Origin of the sequence: Burkholderia sp. BE17 (assembly GCF_009362305.1) — a bacterium.
In the GTDB taxonomy this organism is placed as follows: domain Bacteria; phylum Pseudomonadota; class Gammaproteobacteria; order Burkholderiales; family Burkholderiaceae; genus Burkholderia; species Burkholderia pyrrocinia_C.
The window spans coordinates 115,009-137,183 of the sequence record NZ_WHNU01000004.1 but is presented as its reverse complement, the minus strand read 5'-3'; the positions used below and the strand labels follow the sequence as shown (position 1 = coordinate 137,183).

Annotated in this window: 19 protein-coding genes and 2 pseudogenes; 3 read left to right on the top strand and 18 right to left on the bottom strand. The window is 67.8% G+C overall.

What is annotated here, in order from left to right; all coding sequences use genetic code 11:
* From GD429_RS06005 to xylA, 10 genes are all read right to left on the bottom strand, one after another.
* The gene (locus GD429_RS06005) at nt 1-726 is read right to left on the bottom strand and encodes an ABC transporter permease (RefSeq protein WP_152856099.1); all 726 of its coding nucleotides are present in this window, start codon (nt 724-726) and stop codon (nt 1-3) included.
* Nucleotides 723-1,421 (bottom strand): ABC transporter permease, encoded by a 699-nt coding sequence (locus GD429_RS06000; RefSeq protein WP_152856098.1) that lies wholly within the window; start codon nt 1,419-1,421, stop codon nt 723-725. Before GD429_RS06000 ends, GD429_RS06005 begins: the two co-directional genes overlap by 4 nt.
* 78 nt (nt 1,422-1,499) lie before the next feature.
* Entirely contained in the window at nt 1,500-2,297 is a 798-nt protein-coding gene (locus GD429_RS05995) for an ABC transporter substrate-binding protein (RefSeq protein ID WP_152856097.1), read from the bottom strand.
* A 129-nt stretch (nt 2,298-2,426) separates the two neighbouring features.
* On the bottom strand, nt 2,427-3,098 hold the full coding sequence (locus GD429_RS05990; RefSeq protein WP_152856096.1) for a GntR family transcriptional regulator: 672 nt from the start codon (nt 3,096-3,098) through the stop codon (nt 2,427-2,429).
* A 532-nt stretch (nt 3,099-3,630) separates the two neighbouring features.
* Entirely contained in the window at nt 3,631-3,960 is a 330-nt protein-coding gene (locus GD429_RS05985; protein ID WP_193727062.1) for a hypothetical protein, read from the bottom strand.
* Between the two features lie 35 nt (nt 3,961-3,995).
* Nucleotides 3,996-5,210 carry a sugar ABC transporter permease gene (locus tag GD429_RS05980; RefSeq protein WP_152856095.1) on the bottom strand — a complete coding sequence of 405 codons (1,215 nt, stop codon included), beginning with the start codon at nt 5,208-5,210 and terminating at the stop codon, nt 3,996-3,998.
* Nucleotides 5,207-6,766, bottom strand: a complete 1,560-nt coding sequence (gene xylG, locus GD429_RS05975) for a D-xylose ABC transporter ATP-binding protein (protein ID WP_152856094.1) — start codon at nt 6,764-6,766, stop codon at nt 5,207-5,209. Before xylG ends, GD429_RS05980 begins: the two co-directional genes overlap by 4 nt.
* A gap of 60 nt (nt 6,767-6,826) precedes the next feature.
* Nucleotides 6,827-7,855 carry a D-xylose ABC transporter substrate-binding protein gene (gene xylF, locus GD429_RS05970; RefSeq protein WP_152856093.1) on the bottom strand — a complete coding sequence of 343 codons (1,029 nt, stop codon included), beginning with the start codon at nt 7,853-7,855 and terminating at the stop codon, nt 6,827-6,829.
* Between the two features lie 90 nt (nt 7,856-7,945).
* Entirely contained in the window at nt 7,946-9,436 is a 1,491-nt protein-coding gene (gene xylB, locus GD429_RS05965; RefSeq protein WP_152856092.1) for a xylulokinase, read from the bottom strand.
* A gap of 4 nt (nt 9,437-9,440) precedes the next feature.
* Nucleotides 9,441-10,763: a xylose isomerase gene (gene xylA / locus GD429_RS05960; protein WP_152856091.1), complete on the bottom strand. Its 1,323-nt coding sequence runs from the start codon at nt 10,761-10,763 to the stop codon at nt 9,441-9,443.
* A 273-nt stretch (nt 10,764-11,036) separates the two neighbouring features.
* Between xylA and GD429_RS05950 the strand changes: the two genes are divergently transcribed.
* The gene (locus tag GD429_RS05950) at nt 11,037-12,230 is read left to right on the top strand and encodes a XylR family transcriptional regulator (RefSeq protein ID WP_034182436.1); all 1,194 of its coding nucleotides are present in this window, start codon (nt 11,037-11,039) and stop codon (nt 12,228-12,230) included.
* 27 nt (nt 12,231-12,257) lie between these two features.
* Nucleotides 12,258-13,346 (top strand): aldose epimerase family protein, encoded by a 1,089-nt coding sequence (locus tag GD429_RS05945; RefSeq protein WP_034182437.1) that lies wholly within the window; start codon nt 12,258-12,260, stop codon nt 13,344-13,346.
* Nucleotides 13,347-13,469: 123 nt separating this feature from the next.
* On the opposite strand, the gene yjfF is transcribed toward GD429_RS05945, so the two are convergent.
* From yjfF to GD429_RS05915, 6 genes are all read right to left on the bottom strand, one after another.
* On the bottom strand, nt 13,470-14,558 hold the full coding sequence (gene yjfF, locus GD429_RS05940) for a galactofuranose ABC transporter, permease protein YjfF (protein WP_152856090.1): 1,089 nt from the start codon (nt 14,556-14,558) through the stop codon (nt 13,470-13,472).
* Complete coding sequence (locus tag GD429_RS05935; RefSeq protein ID WP_152856089.1) at nt 14,555-15,595, bottom strand: ABC transporter permease; 1,041 nt, start codon at nt 15,593-15,595, stop codon at nt 14,555-14,557. The genes yjfF and GD429_RS05935 overlap by 4 nt, the downstream gene beginning before the upstream one ends.
* On the bottom strand, nt 15,592-17,106 hold the full coding sequence (locus GD429_RS05930) for a sugar ABC transporter ATP-binding protein (RefSeq protein WP_152856088.1): 1,515 nt from the start codon (nt 17,104-17,106) through the stop codon (nt 15,592-15,594). The genes GD429_RS05935 and GD429_RS05930 overlap by 4 nt, the downstream gene beginning before the upstream one ends.
* A gap of 63 nt (nt 17,107-17,169) precedes the next feature.
* Nucleotides 17,170-18,132, bottom strand: a complete 963-nt coding sequence (locus tag GD429_RS05925) for an ABC transporter substrate-binding protein (protein WP_152856087.1) — start codon at nt 18,130-18,132, stop codon at nt 17,170-17,172.
* Between the two features lie 397 nt (nt 18,133-18,529).
* A complete protein-coding gene (locus tag GD429_RS05920; RefSeq protein ID WP_152856086.1) occupies nt 18,530-18,757 on the bottom strand; it encodes a hypothetical protein in 228 nt (75 codons plus the stop codon).
* A gap of 15 nt (nt 18,758-18,772) precedes the next feature.
* The gene (locus GD429_RS05915) at nt 18,773-19,048 is read right to left on the bottom strand and encodes a DUF4148 domain-containing protein (protein ID WP_152856085.1); all 276 of its coding nucleotides are present in this window, start codon (nt 19,046-19,048) and stop codon (nt 18,773-18,775) included.
* Between the two features lie 332 nt (nt 19,049-19,380).
* On the opposite strand from GD429_RS05915, the pseudogene GD429_RS05910 reads away from it, so the two are divergent.
* A pseudogene (locus GD429_RS05910) lies at nt 19,381-20,216 on the top strand (MFS transporter); the annotation flags it as partial.
* Between the two features lie 60 nt (nt 20,217-20,276).
* On the opposite strand, the gene GD429_RS05905 reads toward GD429_RS05910, so the two are convergent.
* Nucleotides 20,277-21,095: an alpha/beta fold hydrolase gene (locus tag GD429_RS05905; protein ID WP_415748927.1), complete on the bottom strand. Its 819-nt coding sequence runs from the start codon at nt 21,093-21,095 to the stop codon at nt 20,277-20,279.
* Nucleotides 21,090-22,132: pseudogene (locus GD429_RS05900) on the bottom strand (RNA-guided endonuclease InsQ/TnpB family protein); the annotation flags it as partial. The gene GD429_RS05905 and the pseudogene GD429_RS05900, both read right to left, overlap by 6 nt.
* Nucleotides 22,133-22,175: the final 43 nt, after the last annotated feature.

Genomic DNA, 22,175 nt, shown 5'->3' with positions numbered 1-22,175 from the left:
CTAGGATTTGGCAGGCGTGGACAGCGGCAGCGGCCGCAGGTGAACGAGAAAGCGTCGTTCGGCGGCCCTGATCACGAGCGTGACGATGCCGGTCAGCGCGAAATAGACGGTTCCGACGGAAATGAACGCCTCGAACGGCGCGTAGTAGTTCGCGTAGAAATCCCGTGCGGCGCCCGTCAGGTCGATCAGCGTGATCGCACTGACCAGCGACGTGCCGTGCAGCATCAGGATGACTTCGTTGCTGTACGCGGGAAGGAAACGGCGCAGCGCCGACGGCAGCAGGATGCGGCGCCACGCGGTCGAGCGCGACATGCCGTAGGCCTGCGCGGCTTCGATTTCGCCGTACGCGGTCGCCCTGATCGCGCCGGCAAGGATCTCGACGGTGTACGCGCAGGTATTCGCCGTCAGCGCGATCATCGCGCAGCCGAACGGGTCGCGCAGCAGCGACAGCACCGGATTGCCGCGCTGCCACGCGTCCTGCACCCACTGGAACTGGCCGAATCCGTAATAGACGATCATCAGTTGCGCGAGCAACGGCGTGCCGCGCATGAACCACGTGTATGCCGCCACCGGGCCGCTCGCGAACCGGTTCGGCGACACGCGCAGCACCGCCAGCGGAATCGCGAGCATCAGGCCGAGCGCCAGCGAACCGACCGTCAACCGGACCGTGACCCACAGGCCGCCGGCGTATGCGCCAAGCAGCGGGGCCAGTTGTTCGTAGCTCATCCGTGCAGCCTCCCCTCGCGCATGCCGCGGTTCAGGCGCACGCGCGTCCGCGCGAGGAAGGCCGTCGATCCCGACGTCACCAGCAGATAGACCGCGCACGCCGCCAGGTAGAACGTCATCGGCGCCTGCGTCGTGCGGCCTGCCTGGTCCGAGATGAACATCACGTCGTGCAGGCCGATCAACGACGCGATCGCCGTGGTCTTGAGCAGCACCAGCCAGTTGTTGACTGCCGCGGGCAGCGCGAGGCGCACCATCTGCGGAAACAGGATGCGGCGGAACGCCAGCCAGCCGGAGAAGCCGTATGCGCGCGCCGCCTCCATCTGGCCGCGCGGCACGCCGAGAATCGCGCCGCGGAACGTCTCCGTGTAGTACGCACCGAAAATGAAGCCGATCGTCAGCACGGCGGTCGCGAACGCGTCGACGTCCGGCGCATGAAGCCCGAATGCGGCCGACAGCCGATTCAGCATGATCTGGCCGCCGTAGAACACCAGCAGCATCATCACAAACTCCGGCACGCCGCGAATCAGCGTGGTGTACGCCGCGGCCACCGACACCAGCACGCGCGAACCCGACAGCTTGGCCATCGCGCCCGCCATGCCGACGCAAACGGCCAGCACGACGGACAGCACGGCAAGCAGGATCGTCATCTCGGCACCGCGTAACAGCGCAGGCAGATATCGCTGCAAATCGGACATAACGTTCCCTTCGTCCCGTGTGAGGATTGCGTGCATCGGAGAAGCCGGCGGCGCTCGCGCACGCCGGCGCCGACCCGATCAATAGATGTCGAAGTCGAAGTACTTCTTCTCGATGGCCTGATACACGCCGTTGGCGCGAATCGCCGTGATCGCCTGGTTCAGTTGCTGCCGAAGATCGTCGTCGGTCTTGCGCACGGGAATGCCGTAACCCTCGCCGAGCAGCGTTTTCTCTTCCGGCGTCGCGCCGACGACGGGGGCGCCGACGAACTTGAAATTGGCGCCTTCCGGTTTCGTCAGGAACGCGGAATATGCGGAGGTCGCGTCCTGCAGCGCGGCATCGATGCGCCCCGAACGCAGGTCGAGATACACCTCGTCCTGGGTCGGATAACGCACCAGCTGCACGCCGTTCTGCACCCAGTACGCGCTCGCGTACTTGTCCGCCAGCGTGCCGCGCTGAACGCCGAGCCGCTTGCCCTTGAGCTCCGCCGGCGTCGCATCCTTGATCGGGCTGTTCTTCGCGACGACCAGCCGGCGCGGCGTGTTGTAGTACTTGTCGGTGAACGCCACCTTCTGCTTGCGCTCGGCCGTGATCGCCATCGATGCGACGATCGCGTCGACCTTGTCCGCCATCAGCGCGGGAATCAGGCCGTCCCAGCCGACCTGCACCAGCGTGCAGTTGGCGTGCATCTGCGCGCACAGCGCATGAATGATGTCGATGTCGAAGCCCACCGGCGTGCCGTCCGGCTGCATCGACGAAAACGGCGGATACGCGCCTTCGTAGCCGATCCGGATGTCCTTCCACGCCTTCGCGTGAACTTGCGCGGCCGCCAGTGCGACGGCGATGAGCAGCAGGAACTTCGTCAAGCCTCGTTTCATATCGATACCCCAGTACAGATCCCGTTGAAAATGACTACGCGTTCGTATTGCGCAATGCTCATATGAAACATCCTACGGACACCTTATTTATCGGCGCGGAGTGGCATCGCCGCACCTTTCGCTCGTTGGTCAGCTATCGGCCGTCATCCAGTCGCGCAACGCAGGCACGGTTGCTTCGATGTGCTCGCGCACCGCCGCCTCGAGCGCCGCCGGATCGCCGGCCCGGATGGCGCTGATCAGCGCCATGTGGTCGTCGCGCGACGTCCTCGGCTTGTAGGCCAGTTCCAGCCAGAGACGCATGTGCGGCTCCACCACCGTGTGCAGCCCGGCGATCTGCGTGATCAGGCGCTGGCGCCCGCACAGCTGGCACAGGTACTCGTGAAAGCTGCGATGCGCGGTCACCCATTGCTGGCCGTCCGGTTCCGCGCGCTCCATCGCATCGATCAGCCGCGTCAGTTCGTCGATGTGTTCCGACGTGATCTTCGGCAACGCCATGCGTGCGGCAAGCCCTTCGAGCACGCCGCGCATGCCGAACACCACCTCCATCTCGTTCACGTCGAGCCCGCGCACGACCGCGCCGCGATTCGGCCGGATCACGACCAGCCCTTCGCTCGCGAGCCGGCGGAACGCTTCGCGCACCGGCATCCGGCTCGTATTGATTTCGGCCGCGATGTCCTCGGGAATCAGGCGATCGCCCGCCTTGTACGTGCCCATCCGGATGCGGTAGAGCACGTACGCGTAGGCCTCTTCCTCGGCCGTGGCGGGAAACTGCGGGTGCAGCGAAGGCGTATATGCGTCCATGTTCGTGCATTGCCCTTTTTCGCGAGGCGACAGAAACCGCCGGCGAAGCGCACGCATGCCGGATTCGCATGCAGGAGCTCGCGGGTTACCGTCGCGCCTCAATCGAAAGCATTATGTAATAGTGGATATTTGTATCTATGGCTGCACTATACGTCGCCATAAATAATGTCGAATATGGGTTAACCCTTGGATTTGAAATGCGCCAACGGCGCGAGCGGGTCATGCGTGCGGACTGCCGTCCGCAGCGGATGCGTGCGGCCGATGCGGACGACGCGGACGATCGAGAGCGCGCTCCGCGGACATCGCAGCGGGCCTCGACACGTATCGTGCAGAGGCCCGCTGCAGCCGCGATGGCGCGACGATCGATCAGGTGGACGAAGTACCGTACAGAATGCCGTGGCCGCTGTTGCGCGACACGTAGCACTGGATGTGCTGGACTCACGGGATTGATCGGACAACAACGCGTGCGGACCGGCGCGAGCAACCGAATCACACGCCGCACGGACGGCGCCTCCGCCGCACCTCTCGCGCGTCAGCGCGCCGCGACAGGCGCGACCGCGCGCATCGCGTCGCCGCATCGCTCCGCGCGCTCGACGACACGCGCCAGCCGAATGATGTCGGTCAGCGCGAAATCGTTCGCGTCGGGCCGCGGCTGGTTGCGCTCGTCCGCGATGCGCATCGCGAACGCGAGCGCTTCGGAACGATCGCGCAGCAGCGAGCGCAGCGCGTCCGCGATGACACGGCGGTCGCGCGGATCGCGCAGGCCGAGCACCGGCGCGTGGTCGTGTTCGACGTCCGGCTTCGCGAGCGGCGCGGCCGCCAGCGCCGAGATACCGGGCATGGGAACCGGGTTCCGTTTCATGTCGTCCTCTCGTTGACCGGCGGCCGAGCGCCGCGTCACCGCCGGTTCGAGCGCGACACCACGTCGATCCACACCGCCAGCACCAGCACCGCGCCCTTGACGATCATCTGCCAGTACGCGTCGACGTCCAGCATCGACATGCCGTTGTCGAGGCTCGCCATCACGAGCGCGCCGATCAGCGCGCCATACACGGTGCCCGAGCCGCCGCGCATCGACGTGCCGCCGATGAAGCACGCGGCAATCGCGTCGAGTTCGCCCATCGAGCCCGCGGACGGCGAGCCGGCCGCGAGCCGCGCGGTGTTCACGATGCCGGCGAACGCGCACATCAGCCCCATCAGCGCGAAGATCGCGAGTTTCACGCGATCGGTATCGACGCCCGACAGCCGCGTCGCCTCGAGATTCGAGCCGACCGCGTAGATGCGCCGGCCGAACACGGTCTGCGTCGCGATCCACGAGAAGATGCCGAGCAGCGCGAGCAGCAGCAGCACCGGCACCGGAATGCCGCCGTAGCGATCGAGCGTCGCGACGAACGCGAGCAGCACCGCGCCCGCGCCCGCGATCTTCACGACGTCCTGCCACAGCGGCGCGACCGCGAGCCGGTAGCGGCGCCGCGTGCCGCGCTGCCGCACGACCAGCAGCACGACGAGCGCGAACAGCAGCAGCGCGAGGCCGTCGCCGGCCACGCGCGGCAGATAGCCCTGCCCGAGGAACACGATGCCATCCGACACCGGCGCGACCGTCGAGCCGCCCGTCACGCCGAGCAGGATCCCGCGAAACGCGAGCATCCCGCCCAGCCCGACGATGAACGACGGCACGCGCCGGTAGGTCGACCACCAGCCGTTGAAGAGCCCGATCAGCACGCCGAGCGCGAGCACGGCCGGCACCGTCGCGGCGACCGGCCAGTGGCGGTTCACGTCGAGGATCGCCGCGACGCCGCCGAGCAGCCCGAGCAGCGAACCGACCGACAGGTCGATCTCGCCCGCGATGATCACGAACACCATCCCGCACGCGAGCATGCCGGTGATCGACATCTGCCGCAGCAAGTTCGACACGTTGCGCGGCGTGACGAACGCGCCGTCGGTCAGCACCGAGAAAAACGCCCAGATCGCGACGACCGCGAACAGCAGCGCGAGGATCTTGTAGCGCACGAAGACCTGGCGAAGCGGACGGCCAGTTGGACGGCCGGTTGAACGGCCGCGCGCGTCGGCGTCCGGCGCCGCCGGAGTAGAGGAAGAAAGTTCGGAATTCATGTCGCACTCGATACGGTGGGTTCGGTCGGACGCCGCGCGGGCTTCAGTGCGGCGCCGAGGATCTGTTCCTGCGTGAGGCCGTCGTTGACGAAATCGCCGCGCAGCTCGCCTTCGCCGATCACCAGCACGCGGTCGGCGAGCCCGAGCACCTCGGGCATTTCCGACGACACGACGATCAGCGCGACGCCGCGCTTCGCGAGGGCGAACACGAGCCGGTAGATCTCGGCCTTCGCGCCCACGTCGACGCCGCGCGTCGGCTCGTCGAGAATCAGCACTTGCGGCTCGGCCAGCAGCATCTTGGCGAGCACGGCCTTCTGCTGGTTGCCGCCGGACAGGCTCGAGATCGGCAGGAACGGGTGCGCGGCGCGCACCGACAGCCGCTGCATCTCGGTGCGGATCGCGTCCAGCTCCGCGGCCGCGTCGATCCGCCCACGCGTCGCGAAGCGCCGCAGCACCGCCAGCGTGATGTTGTGGCCGACGCCGAGCTGCGGCACGATGCCGTGGCGCTTGCGATCCTCGGGCACCATCGCGATGCCGGCGCGAATCGCGTCGGCAGGCGAGCGGATCGTGAGCGGCCGGCCGTTCATCAGCACGGTCGCCGTGCACGGGCCCGGATACGCGCCGAAGATCGCCTGCATCAGCTCGGTGCGGCCCGCGCCGACGAGCCCGGCGACGCCGAGGATCTCGCCGCGCCGCACGCTGAACGATACGTCGTCGACCCGCTTGCGGCGCGTGTTCGTCACGTCGCGGCAGGTCACGTGGCGCGCTTCCAGCACGACGTCGCCGATCTCGTGCGGCTCGCGCGGATACAGGTCGCGGATCTCGCGGCCGACCATCATCGCGATGATCCGGTCGGTGGTCAGCGCGCGCATCGGCTCGGTCGCGACATGGCGGCCGTCGCGAATCACGGTCACCGTGTCGCACACCGCTTCGACCTCGTCGAGCTTGTGCGAGATATACACGCACGCGACGCCGCGGCGCTTCAGGTCGCGCACGATGTCGAGCAGGATGCGCGTTTCGGAAGCGCTCAGCGACGACGAAGGCTCGTCGAGGATCAGCAGTTTCGCGCGCTTGTTCAGCGCCTTCGCGATCTCGATCAGTTGCTGGTGGCCGCCGCCATAGTTCATCACCGGCTGCGCGACGTTGATCGAGTCGATCCGCAGCTCGTGCAGCAGCTCCTCGGCACGCTGGACCATCGCCGCGTAGTGCATGCGGCCGCCCGGCAGCGTGATCTCGTTGCCGAGGAAGATGTTCTCGGCCACCGACAGCTCGGGCACGAGCATCAGTTCCTGATGGATGATCACGATGCCCGCGCGCTCGGTGTCGCGCACGCCGGACGCGACGAGCGGCGCGCCTTCCCAGCGGATCTCGCCGTCCCACGTGCCGTGCGGATAGACACCCGACAGCACCTTCATCAGCGTCGATTTGCCCGCGCCGTTCTCGCCGCACAGCCCCACGCACTCGCCCGGCCTCACCGTCAGGTCGATGCCGTCGAGCGCCTTTACTCCGTCGAAATCCTTGACGATGCCGCGCATCGTCAGCAAGGGTTCGGTCATTCGCTCATGCCTCGCAGTATGCGCGCGGACGCACCGGTGGGCCGTCCGCGCGCCGCGCCGTTACTGGCTCGCCAGCTGCGCCTGGGTATAGAAGCCGTCCTTCACGACGATGTCGACGTTGCGCTTGGTCAACAGCGTCGGCTGCAGCAGCACCGTGTCGACCTTCTTCTTGCCGTTGTCGTACTGCGAGTTGAACGCGGGTTTCGTGCCCTTCGCCAGATCCACCGCGAGCTTCGCCGCTTCGCTCGCAATCAGCTTGAGCGGCTTGTAGACGGTCATCGTCTGCGTGCCTGCGATCACGCGCTTGACCGCCGCGAGGTCCGCATCCTGCCCGGACACCGGCACCTTGCCGGCCAGATGCTGCGCGGCGAGCGCCTGGATCGCGCCGCCCGCGGTGCCGTCGTTCGACGCGACGATCGCGTCGATCTTGTTGTTGTTCGCGGTCAGCGCATCCTCGACGATCCGCAGCGCGGTCGACGCGCTCCACTCGGGCACCCACTGTTGGCCGACCACCTTGATGTCGCCGCGATCGATCGCCGGCTTCAGCACCTTCAGCTGTCCTTCGCGCAGCATCTTCGCGTTGTTGTCGGTCGGCGCGCCGCCGAGCAGGAAATAGTTGCCCTTCGGCTTCGCGTCGTAGACACCCTGCGCTTGCAGCTCGCCCACCTTCTGGTTGTCGAACGAGATGTACGCATCGACGTCGGCGTCGAGAATCAGCCGGTCGTACGACACCACCTTGATGCCCGCCTTGCGCGCTTCGGCGACGACGTTGCCGAGCGTCTTCGAATTGAACGGCACGATCACGATCACGTCCACGCCGCGCGAGATCAGGTTCTCGATCTGCGAGATCTGCCGCGCCTCGCTCGCGTCCGCGGACTGCACGGACACCTTCGCACCGAGCTGCGTGGCGGCGGCCACGAAATAGTCGCGGTCGCGCGACCAGCGCTCGACGCGCAGGTCGTCGATGCAGAAGCCGATTTCCGGCTTGTCCTTGCTCGCATGCGCGAGCGGCGCGCCAAGCGTGAGAGCCGCCAACGTGGCGGCGCCTGCCAGCGCACTCAATACGGTACGACGCGTTACGGATTTCATGTCTCCACTCCTCTTTATTGGACAACCCCACGAACGCCGGGCGGCCGCCGAAACGTGCCGCCCTTTGTCTGGCCACCACACGGCACGGCGTTATGCGGTATGACCCGCGCCTGCCGAAAACACCGGTTCGAGTGCGCGATACAGCGCGCGAAACGTCGGCCGCCGCGCGTCGCGATACCACGCGTGGCGCGCCATGTCGGGCTCGCGCACGGCCACCACCGGCGGCTGCGGGCACACCGCGTCGAGCGGTGCATCCGGTTCGAGCGCGAGATGCGCGAGCCGCGCGGCGCCGAGCGCCGGGCCGACTTCGCCGCCCGCGCGCAACGTCAGCGCGCGGCCGCTCAGGTCGGCGAGCATCTGCGTCCAGTACGCGCTGCGCGAGCCGCCGCCGATCACCGTGATGCCGTCGGGCGCGAGCCCGGCCGCATGCAGCGCGTCGATCCCGTCGAGCAGCGCGAAGCCGACGCCCTCGAGCGTCGCGTTCGCGAGATCCGCGCGCTGCGTGTCGGGCATCAGCCCGTAGAACACGCCCTTCGCATTCACGTCGTTGTGCGGCGTGCGCTCGCCGCTCAGATAAGGCAGGAACCACGGGCGCTCCGCGCGCGCGTTCGCCTCGGCGTCGGCGAGCAGCGCGGCCACGCCGTCGTAGCCGGCCAGCTGCGCGGTGAAATCGATGCAGCCGGCCGCATTCAGCATCACCGACATCAGGTGCCAGGTATGCGGCAATGCATGACAGAAGCTGTGAACCGCCGATTCCGGATTCGCGCGAAAACCGTCCGACACCGCGAAATAAACACCCGACGTGCCGAGCGACAGCAGCGCATCGCCGGGCCGCACGATGCCGACGCCCACCGCGCCGGCCGCGTTGTCGCCGCCGCCCGCCACGACCGGGATCTCGCGCAGCCCCAGCGTGCGTGCGATGGCCGGCAGCAGCGTGCCGGTGATGCGGTTGCCCTCGAACACGGCGGGCATCTGTTCGCGCGACAGCCCGCATGCGGCAAGCAGCGTGTCGTCGTAATCGCGCTTCGCGACATCGAGCCACAGCGTGCCGGCCGCATCCGACGGATCGGTCGCGAACACGCCGGTCAGCCGGTAGCGCAGATAATCCTTCGGCAACAGCACGTGTGCGATCCGCGCGAACACATCCGGCTCGTGACGGCGCACCCACAGCAGCTTCGGTGCGGTAAAGCCCGGCATCGCGAGGTTGCCGGCGACGGCGCGCAGCACGGGCGCGAGCCGCTCGAGCTCCGCGCATTCGGCATCCGCGCGGCCGTCGTTCCACAGGATCGCGGGGCGCAGCACGTCGCCGTGCGCATCGAGCAGCGTCGCGCCGTGCATCTGCCCGGTCAGGCCGAGCGCGCCGATGTCGTGCGGATCGATGCCGGCCGCACGCGCGTCGGCGACGAGCGCCGCCAGCGCGCCGCATGCCGCATCCCACCAGTCGAGCGGCGCCTGTTCCGACCAGCGCGGCCGCGGCCGGCTCACCGACAGCGGCCGGCTCGCGCTGGCCCGCACCGCACCGTCGCGGTCGAGCAGCACGGCCTTCACGCCCGACGTGCCAAGATCGAGTCCGATATACATGGCGTCAGCGCAGCCCGTAGATCGCCTGGTTCACGATGTTCTCGAGCCGTTCCTGCGCGCCGCTCGCATGCCGCGGGTTCACGCCGCGCGCGAGCGCGTCGGCGGCGAGCGACTCCAGCGTGTAGGCACCTGACAGGATCTCGCGACCGAAAGCGCTGTCCCACTGCGCGTAGCGCTGGCGGCGGAGTGAGTCGAGCCGGTCGTTGCCGACCAGCACGGCCGCGCGCTCGAGCGCGAGCGCGAGCACGTCGATCGCGCCGACATGGCCGTAGAACAGGTCTTCCGGATCGACGCTCTGGCGCCGCACCTTCGCGTCGAAGTTCATGCCGCCGGTGGTAAAGCCGCCGTGGCGCAGGATCTCGTAGAACGCGAGCGTCAGTTCCTCGACGCTGTTCGGAAACTGGTCGGTGTCCCAGCCGTTCTGCGCATCGCCGCGATTCGCGTCGACGCTGCCGAACACGCCGAGCGCGAACGCGTTCGCGATCTCGTGATGGAACGAATGGCCGGCGAGCGTCGCATGGTTCGCCTCGATATTCACGCGGATTTCGTTCTGCAATCCGTACTGCGTGAGGAAACCGTGCACCGTCGCGACATCGTAGTCGTACTGGTGCTTCGTCGGCTCCTGCGGCTTGGGCTCGATCAGCAACGCCCCTTTGAAGCCGATCCGGTGCTTGTGCTCGACGACCATCGACAGGAAGCGGGCGAACTGCTCGCGCTCGCGCACGAGATCGGTATTGAGCAGCGTCTCGTACCCTTCGCGGCCGCCCCACAGCACGTAGTTCTCGCCGCCGAGCCGATGCGTCGCGTCGAGCGCATGGCGCACCTGGGTGGCCGCCCACGCGAACACGTCGGGGTTCGGGTTGGTCGCCGCGCCCGCCGCGAAGCGCGGATGCGAGAACAGGTTCGCGGTGCCCCACAGCAGCCGGACGCCCGTCGCCTGCTGGCGCTCGCCCAGGTAGTCGGTCATCCGCGCGAAGTTCTCGACGTACTCGTTGAGGCTGTCGCCCTCCGGCGATACGTCGGTGTCGTGGAACGTATAGAACGGCGTGCCGAGCTTCGTGAAGAACTCGAACGCCGCATCCGCCTTCTGGCGCGCGCGCTCGAGCGGGTCGCCCGGCTGCTGCCATGGCCGCTGGAACGCACCCTGGCCGAAGATGTCGTGGCCCGGCCACACGAACGTGTGCCAGTAGCACACCGCGATCCGCAGGTGCTCCTCGAGCGTCTTGCCGAGCACCAGCTTCGTGCGGTCGTAATAGCGGTATGCAAGCGGGTTGTCCGACTGCGGACCTTCGTAGCGAATCGCGGGAATATGTTCGAAATACGACATGGCGTCTCCGTCCGGTTTCTTGTTGCAGTGCGGCGCGCATCGCGTTGGCGTGCGGGCCGAATTCGATCTGGCTGGATCGTGCCCGCGCGCCCCGTCGCCCGCAATTGCGAAATTGCGCAGCACGCTTAACGTTTCTTGCCAGCGCGCTGCGCACGGCACGCGTTCCGTCCTACAATCGCCGGACAGCAGGCAAACCAGACAGCCGCGCGGCCCGGCCCGCGCGCCCGGAGACAACGGCGCGACGCCCCGTACGGCGCGCGCTTCGAGACCGAGATGAACCGCGCCCCTTCCACCCAGACGCCGCACCGCATCGCGCTGCTGTTCAACGCCAACAAGGTCTACGACCGCGAGATCATCAGCGGCATCGGCCAGTACCTGCGCTCGACGCGCGTGGTATGGGACCTGTTCCTCGAAGACGATTTCCGCTGCCGGCTCGCCGGCATCGAGCGCTTCGACGGCGACGGCATCATTGCGGATTTCGACGATCCGGCCGTCGCCGATGCGCTCGCCGGCTCGCCGCTGCCGATCGTCGCGCTCGGTTCGTCGTACGAAGATCCGGCGCAGTATCCGGACGGCGTGCCGTATATCGCGACCGACAACGCGAAACTCGTGTCGCTCGCGTACACGCACCTGATCGGCGCCGGGCTGCCGCACTTCGCGATGTACAGCCTGCCCGTCGCGCAGCAGAACCGCTGGGCGCAGCAGCGCGAGCTCGCGTTCGACGGCCTCGCGCGCGCGGACGGCGTCGACGCGCCGATCTACCGCGGGCTGTCGACGAGCGCGTCGGGCTGGAACCACGCGATCGAGCAATTGATCGGCTGGCTGCACGCACTGCCGAAGCCCGTCGGCGTGATCGCGGTGACCGACGCACGCGCGCGGCACCTGCTGCAGGCGTGCCTGATCGCGGGCCTCGCGGTGCCCGAACAGGTCGCGATCATCGGCATCGACAACGACCCGCTCACGCGCACGCTCACGCGCATTCCGCTGTCGTCCGTCATCCAGGGCACCGAGGAAATGGGCCGCACGGCCGCGCACCTGCTGCACCAGATGCTGCGCGGCGCACGTTTTCCGGACCGGCGGATTCTCGTGCCGCCCGTCGGGATCAACGTGCTCGAATCGACCCGCCACCAGCCGCTCGCGAGCCCGCATGTGATGCGCGCCCGCCACTTCATTCGCCAGTATGCGTGCCAGGGCATCAAGACCGAGCAGGTCGCCGACTACGTCGGCGTGTCGCGCTCGCTGCTCGAAGAGCACTTCCGGCGCGAACTGCAGCGCACCGTGCACCAGGAAATCCTGCGCCACAAGCTCGAAGCGGCGCAGGCGCTGCTCGCCGGCCGGCAGGCGTCGAGCGCCGAGGTCGCGATCCGCTGCGGGTTCACGTCGCTCCAGTACATGTACGCGGTGTTCCGGCGCGAGCTGGGCTGCACGCCGCGCGAATACCAGGAACGCGCGATCGCCGCGCACTGAAGCCCGCCGTTCATATCGAATCATCCTATGCACATCGATACCGATTCCTCCCATCTGACACCCGGCGTCGCACGCGTGCCTTCCGAGCCGTGGGGCACGCTGCCCGACGGCGACACGGTGCGGCGCTATACGCTGCGCAACACGCACGGCATGCGCGTCGTCGTCAGCGACCTCGGCGCGACCGTCGTGTCGTGGCTCGCGCCCGACCGCACCGGACGCTTCGCCGATATCGTGCTCGCGCACGACACGCCAGCCGAGTACGTCGAATCGGGCGCGTACCTCGGCGCGACGGTCGGCCGCTGGGCGAACCGGATCGCCGGCGCGCGCTTCACGCTCGACGGGGTCGACTACCTGCTCGATCGCAACGAGAACGGCAATCTGCTGCACGGCGGCGCGAGCGGCTTTCACCGGCAGCGCTGGGAAGTCGTCGACGACTGCGGCGGGCTGACGCTGCGGCTCGATTCGCCGGAAGGCGACGCGGGTTTTCCGGGCAACGTGAGCGTGCAGGTTCGCTACGCGCTCGACGACGACGGCACGCTGACGATCGACTACACCGGCGTCACCGACGCGCCCACGCCGCTCAACCTCACGAATCACAGCTATTTCAACCTCAGCGGCCGCGCGGGCAGCGACGTGCGCGGCCACGTGCTGAGCATCGATGCCGACGCGTTCCTCGAAGTCGACGATGCGCTGATCCCGACCGGCACCGCCGACGTGACCGGCACCGCTTTCGATTTCCGGCATAGCGCGCCGCTCGGCGCGCGCCTCGACTGGCCGCATGCGCAGCTTGCAAGGGCGCGTGGTTTCGATCACTGCTTCGCGCTGCGCGACGGCGCGCGCACGGTCAGGCCCGTCGCCGGCATCTACGATCCCGAAAGCGGCCGCGAATTGATCGTGTCGACCGATCAGCGCGGCCTCCAGCTTTATACCGGCAACTATCTGGACGGCTTGCGCGTGAGGGGTGGCACGCGGTGCGCGCAACACGCCGCGCTGTGCGTCGAAGCCGGCGGCTTTCCGGACCAGGTCAACATGGCCGACCTGCGCGACGACGTCATCCTTCATCCGGGCGCCGTCTATCGTCAAACGACCCTGTACCGGGTAGCCGTTCGCGCGTAACGCGCGCGCCGGCCACCTTCGACAACAAGCACCGGCGGCCAGGCATCGGCCACGTACGTCGTACGTGCCGCTGCCCCGCTGCCCGTCACGGCGCGGCGCGCGTCGTGCGCTCCACTACACGCACTACACGCGCCGCATCGTCGACACCAGCGCCGCGTCCTCGCCGGGCTCGGCCGGCCGCGCGTGCGCGGTGTCGCGCTTCGGCTGCTGCGCGCCGAGCCCCGTGCCGCCCGTGCGCCGCCGCGTTGCGTGCCGCTCGATGACCCGCTGCAGCACGCAGAACACGCACAGCAGCGCGCCGATCACGATCCGCGTCCACCACGAGCTCAACGTGCCGTCGAACGTGATCAGCACCTGGATCGTGCCGAGGATGCCGACGCCGAACACCGAGCCGATCACGTAGCCCACGCCGCCCGTGAGCAGCGTGCCGCCGATCACGGTCGCGGCGATCGCGTCGAGCTCCATCCCCTGCGCCTGCAGCCCGTAGCCCGACAGCACGTACAGCGTGAACACCACGCCGCCGAGTGACGAACACAGCCCGCTTAGTGCATAGACGCCGATTTTCGTGCGCGCGACCGGCAGCCCCATCAGCAGCGCCGAACGCTCGTTGCCGCCGATCGCATATACGTTGCGGCCGAACCGCGTGAAATGCGCGACGTAGATCGCGACGGCCAGCGTCGCGAGCGCGATCAGCGCGCCCGCGCTCAGCGTGCCGCCGCCGACCGGCACGCTGATGCCCGCGATCGCATGGAACGTCGGCTCGTTGATCGTGATCGACTGCGTCGTGATCAGGAAGCACGCGCCACGCGCGAGAAACATCCCGGCCAGCGTGACGATGAACGGCTGCAGCCGGAAATAGTGGATCAGCGCACCCATTGCCGCGCCGTACAGCGCGCCGAACGCGAGCACCAGCGGCACGATCACCCACACGGGCCAGTGCAGCCGCTCGGCGCCTACCGCGCAGACGATCGTTGTCAGCGCAACGACCGAGCCGACCGACAGGTCGATGCCGCCCGACACGATCACGAACGTCATGCCGATCGCGACGATCAGCAGAAACGCGTTGTCGACGAGCAAGCCGGTCAATACCTGCATCGAGAAAAATCCCGTGTACATCACGGATCCGAAGCCGAACAGCGCGGCGAACAGCACGATCGTCACGACGATCGGCAGCGTGCGCGGGTCGGCGAGCCGGCCAAGGAATCGGGTCATCGGGGCGTGGCTCCAGAGGTGGCGCGCGAACGCGCGGAAGGCATCAGCCGCGACGCGTGCCGGACCACGAGCGCGCGCGCCGCGTCCGACTGGATCAGCGTCACGACGATCACGACGACCGCCTTGACGACCAGCGTCGCCTCCGGCGGCACGCCGATCGAATAAGTCGTGTAGGTCAGCGTCTGGATGATCAGCGCGCCGAGCACCGAGCCGGCCAGGCTGAAGCGGCCGCCGAGCAGCGACGTGCCGCCGAGCGTCACCGCGAGGATCGCGTCGAGCTCGAGCAGCAGCCCCGCGTTGTTGCCGTCGGCGCTGCGCACGTTGGAACTCGCGAGGATGCCCGCGACCGCCGACATCACGCCGGAACACAGATACACGCCGAACACGACCGCGCCCGAGCGCAGCCCGACGAGCCGCGTGGCGACCGGGTTCACGCCGATCGCGCGGATGAACAGCCCGAGCGCCGTGCGGTTCACCAGCAGCGCGGTCGCGGCGATCGTCGCGATCGCGATCCACACCGAGCACGGCACCGTCGCCAGATAACCGCCGCCGAGCGCGAGGTAGCCGGGTACGCCGATCGGAATGATCTGGCCGCCCGTCAGCAGTTGCGCGACGCCGCGGCCGGCCACCATCAGGATCAGCGTCGCGATGATCGGCTGCATCCCGACGAACGCGACGAGCAGGCCGTTCCACGCGCCCGCGAGCAACCCGACGCCGAGCGCGGCGGCCAGCGCCGTGCCGACCCGCGACGGATCGGCCTCGAGCACGATCGCCGCGGCCGCACCGGCGATCGCGACGATCGCGCCGACGGAGATGTCGATCCCGCGCGTCGCGATCACCAGCGTCATGCCGAGCGACACGATCACGAGCGGCGCCGCACGGTTCAGGATGTCGATCGGCGCGCCGAACAGGTGGCCGTCGAGCAGCGCGATCGACAGGAAGCCCGGACGATGCGCGACGTCGAGCGCGAACAGCAGCGCAAGCGTCAGCACCGGCCACGCAAGCGGATGACGAAACAGCGTGCGCACACGCATCATGACTGGCCTCCCGCGATCAGCCGGTAAACCTGCTCCTCGGACGCGTCGGCGCCGCTCAGTTCGGCGACCTTGCGCCGGTCGCGCAGCACCGCGATCCGGTGGCTCACGCGCACCACTTCGCCGATCTCCGACGAGATGAACAGGATCGCGAGTCCGGTCGCGCACAGCGCGAGCACGCGCTCCATGATGTCGAATTTCGCGGCGACGTCGATGCCGCGCGTCGGCTCGTCGAGGATCAGCAGCTTCGGGTCCGTCGCGAGCCAGCGCGCGAGCAGCACCTTCTGCTGGTTGCCGCCCGACAGCAGCCCGATCGGCTGCTCCGCGTCGCGCGCCTTGATGCCGAGCCGCGCGATATACGTGTCGGCGATCTCGCGCTGGCGCGCGCGCCCGATCAGCCGCCACCAGCCGCGCCGCGCCTGCAGCGCAAGGATGATGTTCTCGCGGATCGACAGCGCGGCGACGATGCCCTCCTTCTTGCGGTCTTCCGGGCAATACGCGATCCCGTGCCGGACCGCATCGTGCGGCGAAGCCAGCCGCTTGCGTGTGCCGTCGATCTCGATCGCGCCGGTGTCGGTGCGCTCCGCCGCGAACGCGAGCTGCGCGGTTTCGGTGCGCCCCGAGCCGAGCAGCCCGGCCAGCCCGACGATTTCGCCGGGCCGCACGTCGAGATCGAGCGGGCTCATCATCCCGCGCCGGCCGACCTGCTGCATCGACAGGAACGGCGCGGCCGCGCCGGCCGCGCGCTCGACCGAGGCGGCGCCCGCCTGCAGCGTGTCGGACATCCGTTCGCGGCCGGTCATCTTCGCGACCAGCACGTCGACCGGCAGGTCGCGCGCCAGATACTCGCCCTCGCGCTCGCCGTTGCGCATCACGGTGATCCGGTCGGACACCGCATAGGTCTGCTCAAGGAAATGCGTGACGAACAGGATCGCGATGCCCGACGCCTTCAGCCGGCGCAGCACGTCGAACAGCCGCGCGACCTCGCCGTCGTCGAGGCTCGACGTCGGCTCGTCGAGAATCAGCACGCGCGCATCGACCGACACGGCACGCGCGATCGCGACCATCTGCTGCACGGCGATCGGATACGCGTCGAGCGAGCGCGTGACGTCGAGCGACAGGTCGAGTTCGGCCAGCGCGGCGCGCGAGCGCGCATGGATCGTGTTCCAGTCGATCGCGCCGCGCCGCATCGGCTGCCGGCCCGCGAAGATGTTCTCGGCGACCGACAGGTTCGCGCACAGGTTCACTTCCTGGTAAAGCGTCTGGATCCCGGCCGCCTCGGCTTCGCGCGGCGCGGCGAAGCGCACGGGCTCGCCGCCGACGCGAATCTCGCCCGCGTCGTGCGCATGCACGCCGGTAAGCACGTTGATCAGCGTCGACTTGCCCGCGCCGTTCTGGCCCATCAGCGCGTGGATCTCGCCCGGAAACAGCCGGAAGTTCACGCGCTGCAGCGCGCTGACGCCCGGAAACGACTTGTCGATGCCGATCATCTCGACCACCGGCGGACTCGTCATGAACCCTCCCTCGAAGCGGTTGCCGGACGACGGCATGTCACGCCGCCGTCCGCGCGCACCATGTCAGTATTTGCGGGTCGGCAACACCTGCGCCGCGACGCTCATCGGGAACACCGTCTCGTTCGTCACGATGCGCTTGGGCAGCGACTTGCCGGCAGCGACGTCCTTCACCGCGCTCATCAGCTGCGGGCCGAGCAGCGGGCTGCATTCGACGTCGACGTTGATCTTGCCGGCGATCATCGCCTGGAAGCCGCCCTTCGTCGCATCGAACGACACGACGGCCACGTCCTTGCCGGGCTTGATCCCGGCCTCTTCCATCGCCTGGATCGCGCCGAGCGCCATGTCGTCGTTGTGCGCGTAGACGACGTTGATCTGCTTGCCGTAGGTCTTCGCGAACGCTTCCATCACCTGCTTGCCGCCGGCGAGCGTGAAGTCGCCGCTCTGCGATGCGATCACCTTGAACTTCGGATTGCTTTTGATCACTTCGAGCAGGCCCGCGCGGCGATCGTTGGCCGGCGCCGAGCCGACCGTGCCCTGCAGCTCGACGATGTTGATCGGGCCCGCGTCGTTCTTGTAGCGCTCTTCCATCCAGTGGCCGGCGCGCCGCCCTTCCTCGAGGAAGTCCGAGCCGATCATCGTCACGTACAGCGACGGATCCTTCACGTCGATCCCGCGGTCGGTCAGGATCACCGGGATGTGCGCGGCCTTCGCCTCGGTCAGCACCGGCTCCCAGCCCGATTCGACGACCGGCGAGAACGCGATCACGTCGACCTTCTGCGCGATGAACGAACGGATCGCGCGGATCTGGTTCTCCTGCTTCTGCTGCGCGTCCGAGAATTTCAGGTTGATGCCGGCGTCCTTCGCCGCGCCCTTCACCGACACGGTGTTCGCGGTGCGCCACGCGCTTTCCGCGCCGACCTGCGAGAACCCGAGCGTGATCGGCTTTTGCTGCGCGAATGCGCCGGGCGCCAGTACCGTCGCCGCGGCGACGATCGCACCGGCCGCCAGCTTCCTGATGAATGTCATGGTCCGTCTCCGATGATGTCGTTGTATGCCGCGGCGCTGTTCTGTTTCTGCTTGGCGCGCGCGGTTCAGGGCTGTGCCGGGCAGCGTGTCCGGCCGGCCCGGCCCGGTATGCATGCCCCGGATCAGTCTAGGAACAAGTCCGATAACCTTCCAATGAAATCTTGGATTGAGGCGATATCGGAATCGGCATACGTATAAACACCTAAGCGTGCGGAGGTGCCTGGCGTGGTGCCGGCGTCGGGCCAGCCGAGTCGTTTCGAAGGCGTGAAGGTGTGAAGGCCCGCGCATTCGGGCAATGCGTCGGCTGCGCAAGGGTTGACGACACAGGCAGCGGCGGACGACGCGTCGCCCCGAAATCGGGAACCATGACGGCCGTCGCCTCGGCGCTCGACAAAACTCAGTTCCGGCGGACCACCGCCTTCCTGTCAGTCTCGCCGTTCGAATTAGACGCGACGCCGGCAGCATGCCCCCGCGCATCACCATTCACCCGCGTCGGGTTCAACTCGCGCAACACACTGGCGCGCCCGCCGTCGTCATCGGGCAGTTGCGGCATCCCGCGCGCAAACGCCGGCGCGACCGCCGCCGCGAGCAGCGCGGCGATCGCCAGTCGGGAAAGGAACTTCATCGCCCGACTCCCGGCTTACTGCGCGCTGACGGTCGGCACGGACGCCGACGCGGTTACGGTGCCTTGCTCGCCGTGCGCGATCGCATACAGCTCGCGATTGCGCGCGATCGTCCGCGTGCTCGGCGGATAGTCCCAGTTCGACGTGGGCACGGTGCCGTCGCGCTGCGCCTGCACCAGATCGGCGATCACGTCGGCGCGGGTCGGGCCCGACGAAGTCTGTGCGAAAGCGGCGACCGGCGTGCCGATTGCGAGTGCGAGCAGCGCGGCGGCTGCGATCAGTCTGCGATTCATGATGAAACTCCCCAGAACGGTTCGATGAAGACGCATCGTCGATGCGCCGCCGGCGGGACCGCGGATGCGATTCGCCGCCTGACACGTTCATTCTGGTGATCGCGGCCGGCGCGACGCTGACCGCCGAATGACAATTCTGAAATCTGCGGCGCCGCACGCAGATAACAGCTTCGTAATCTTCGAGTCAGGGCCGGGTCAACGCGGCATCGTCAGACTGCGCGCTCGTCGCATCGCATGCGGCGCCCCTGCCCTGCTTCGAGGAAAACATCATGTGGATCGTCCGGCTGGCATTGCGCAGGCCCTATACGTTCGTCGTGCTCGCGCTGCTGATCTTCATCGCGGGACCGCTCGGCCTCGTGGGCCTCTACGTCCGGCTGAAGCTCGAGGAAACGCCGGCGTTCACGAAGGAAACCGAAGCACGCGAGGCGGACGAGCGCGCGCGGCCGAAGCAAGGCTTCGCGACGCTGCTCGTCGAACAATGGAAGCCGCTGCTGCAATGCGTCGGCCTCGTGCTGATCTTCAACGTGACCGACTACATGGCGCTGTCGTACCTGCCGAGCTACCTGTCGGCAACGCTGCACTTGCGCGAATCGCACAGCCTGTTCATGGTGCTGCTCGTGATGGTGCTGATGATGCCGATGACGCTGTACGCGGGGCACCTGTCGGACAAGGTCGGCCGCAAGCCGGTGATGATGGCCGGCTGCGTGGGCCTGCTCGTGCTGTCGGTGCCGGCGCTGATGCTGATCCGCACCGGCGGCATGCTGCCCGTGTTCGGCGGGATGCTGATCTACGGCACGTTGCTGTCGACGTTCACGGGCGTGATGCCGTCGGCGCTGCCGGCACTGTTCCCGACGCGGATCCGCTACGGCGCGCTCGCGATCGGCTTCAACGTGTCGGTGTCGCTGTTCGGTGGCACGACGCCGCTCGTCACCGCATGGCTGGTCGATCGCACCGGCGACCTGATAATGCCCGCGTACTACCTGATGGGCGCGTCGTTCATCGGCATCGTGTCGGTGCTCGCGCTGCGCGAGACCGCGCGCCAGCCGCTGCCGGGGTCCGGGCCGTGCGTGTCGAGCCCCGTGCGGAAGCGCTGGCCCTGGTTCGCCGCGGTGCCGAAGAAGCCAGCGCGCAGGGCAGGAAGTTCACGCCGGTCGGCGAGCGCGCGTGACGCGCTTCGCCAGGGCGCGACGCCGCGCGGTAGGTGCCGCCGGCGTCGCCCACGCGTGCTTCAGTTCGACGGCAACCGTTGCCCGTCGAACCAGTCGAGCAGCGCGCGCGTGACGAACGCGGGATTTTCCAGGTTCGAGATGTGGCCGGCGTCCGGCACCAGCGCATGCGCGCAACCGATCACGCCCGCCATCTTCACGGTTTCCGACGGCGGGCGCGCCATGTCGCCCGCGCCGCACATCAGCAGCGTGCGTTCGGCGTCCAGCCCCGCCAGCGCCGACAGCGTGTCGGGCCGGCCGAAGATCAACCGGCCGAGCGGGACGATCGATTGCCGCAGCCGGTCGGCGGGCAGGTTCGCCAGCGCGTCGCGAAACGCGGTCGGCACCGGGTCCGCCAGATTCACGTCCGGCCGGAAGAACAGCGGCACGATCGCGTCGAGCAGCGGCGGCGCGATGCGGCCCGCGGCGGCGATCGCATCGAGCATGCCGAAATAGCGCAGGCGCGTCGCGTCGGGCTCGGCTTCCAGCGACGCATCCATCAGCACGAGCGAGCGCACGCGCTGCGGTTCGCGCAACGCGAGCCGCGCGCCCCACATGCCGCCGACGCTGAGGCCGACGACCGCACATCGTTCGATCTCCAGCGCGTCGAGCAGCGCGCTCGCGTGCGCGGCGAGATCGTCGAGCGTCTGCGTGCCTTCAGGCAATGCGCCGGATGCGCCATGCCCCCACAGGTCCGGCACGATCACGCGATACTTGCGCGACAGCGCGTCGATCTGCGGCGCCCACATCGCCGCGTCCCACAGATAGCTAAATCCGGTGCCGCGATCCTGGTAATGCAGGGTACTGCCTTGACGTCCTCGCCTCCCTAAATGGGAGGTGATTCCCACACCTGGCGATGCACGTCCGCATCGGAGAATGTTCAATGCAGCGTTGATATCGCGATCATGCTCGACACCACAGTTGCTGCACTTCCACTCCCTTATTCTCAGTCCCGCGATACCTTTCGGCCGCGTCGTGCTGGCTTTCGACCCGCACGCCGAACAGGACTGGGTAGAACCGCTTTCGTCGACTTCCTCGAACGTGGCTCCGTGCGCGATCGCTTTGTAACGGAGCCTATTTCGGAAGGACGACCAGGACGCGTCGTAGACGCTTTTCGCCATCCTGGTTCTGGCGAGCTTGGCGGCCGACACATTGCCGACCGCGATGTAGTCGAACCGCCGCACCAGATCGAGCGCGAGCTTGTGCTGGAAATCGGCGCGGGCATTCGCCACCTTGGCGTGCAGCTTCGCGATATGCCGCTTGTGCTTTCGTGCCCGCTGCGCCTTCGCCAGCTTTTCAGCCGCACGTCGACCGCATCGGTCGCTGGGCAGCTTCTCGCCGGTCGAAAGTGTGACGAAGTCTTTCAGGCCGAGATCGATGCCGACACCAGAGCGGATCGGGCGCGCCTGAACATCGGGTATCTCGATCACGATATTCAGGAACCAGTTGCCGCGCGCATCCTGCGCGAAGTTGGTGCCGTCCTTGATCTTGCCGTCGGGCAGCGGGCGACTGCTGAACACGCGGAAGGTGTGGCCGGCGAAGCGGAATGCGTCGCCCTCGCGCTTCAGGTCGCGGCCCTTCAGCGGCACCCAGCCCAGCGACTTCCTGCCGCGATAGCGCAGGTACGGGCGACGGTGCTGGCTGCGCGACTTCGCGTATTGCTCGCACGTTGCATTGACCGTGCCGGAGTGGACGCCGAGTTCCTTGCTGCTGCCGGTCGTCAGCACGTTCAGGCGAACCCCGTCGGCCACTTCTTGCTCCACTTGAGCGCGTGCTTCTGCGTGTCGTTGCAGAAGTTCCAGACGTAGTTCACCGCCCGGCTCTGTTTGTTCAAGAGTCCGTTGAGCGACTTCACCCGGTAGCGATAGACAAGGATCATGCCGGTCATTTTAACGTTGGAATGCCGCTGTCAAACAGCGGCG

Excerpts from the sequence above, each read along its gene's own strand:
- GD429_RS06005 (WP_152856099.1), bottom strand. The coding sequence starts at position 726 with ATGAGCTACGAACAACTGGCCCCGCTGCTTGGCGCATACGCCGGCGGC.
- GD429_RS05925 (WP_152856087.1), bottom strand. The coding sequence starts at position 18,132 with ATGACATTCATCAGGAAGCTGGCGGCCGGTGCGATCGTCGCCGCGGCG.
- GD429_RS05920 (WP_152856086.1), bottom strand. The coding sequence starts at position 18,757 with ATGAAGTTCCTTTCCCGACTGGCGATCGCCGCGCTGCTCGCGGCGGCG.
- GD429_RS05995 (WP_152856097.1), bottom strand. The coding sequence starts at position 2,297 with ATGAAACGAGGCTTGACGAAGTTCCTGCTGCTCATCGCCGTCGCACTG.
- GD429_RS05935 (WP_152856089.1), bottom strand. The coding sequence starts at position 15,595 with ATGATGCGTGTGCGCACGCTGTTTCGTCATCCGCTTGCGTGGCCGGTG.
- GD429_RS06000 (WP_152856098.1), bottom strand. The coding sequence starts at position 1,421 with ATGTCCGATTTGCAGCGATATCTGCCTGCGCTGTTACGCGGTGCCGAG.
- GD429_RS05930 (WP_152856088.1), bottom strand. The coding sequence starts at position 17,106 with ATGACGAGTCCGCCGGTGGTCGAGATGATCGGCATCGACAAGTCGTTT.
- xylB (WP_152856092.1), bottom strand. The coding sequence starts at position 9,436 with ATGTATATCGGACTCGATCTTGGCACGTCGGGCGTGAAGGCCGTGCTG.
- xylF (WP_152856093.1), bottom strand. The coding sequence starts at position 7,855 with ATGAAATCCGTAACGCGTCGTACCGTATTGAGTGCGCTGGCAGGCGCC.
- GD429_RS05945 (WP_034182437.1), top strand. The coding sequence starts at position 12,258 with ATGCACATCGATACCGATTCCTCCCATCTGACACCCGGCGTCGCACGC.
- GD429_RS05990 (WP_152856096.1), bottom strand. The coding sequence starts at position 3,098 with ATGGACGCATATACGCCTTCGCTGCACCCGCAGTTTCCCGCCACGGCC.
- xylA (WP_152856091.1), bottom strand. The coding sequence starts at position 10,763 with ATGTCGTATTTCGAACATATTCCCGCGATTCGCTACGAAGGTCCGCAG.
- xylG (WP_152856094.1), bottom strand. The coding sequence starts at position 6,766 with ATGACCGAACCCTTGCTGACGATGCGCGGCATCGTCAAGGATTTCGAC.
- GD429_RS05980 (WP_152856095.1), bottom strand. The coding sequence starts at position 5,210 with ATGAATTCCGAACTTTCTTCCTCTACTCCGGCGGCGCCGGACGCCGAC.
- GD429_RS05915 (WP_152856085.1), bottom strand. The coding sequence starts at position 19,048 with ATGAATCGCAGACTGATCGCAGCCGCCGCGCTGCTCGCACTCGCAATC.
- yjfF (WP_152856090.1), bottom strand. The coding sequence starts at position 14,558 with ATGACCCGATTCCTTGGCCGGCTCGCCGACCCGCGCACGCTGCCGATC.
- GD429_RS05950 (WP_034182436.1), top strand. The coding sequence starts at position 11,037 with ATGAACCGCGCCCCTTCCACCCAGACGCCGCACCGCATCGCGCTGCTG.
- GD429_RS05985 (WP_193727062.1), bottom strand. The coding sequence starts at position 3,960 with ATGAAACGGAACCCGGTTCCCATGCCCGGTATCTCGGCGCTGGCGGCC.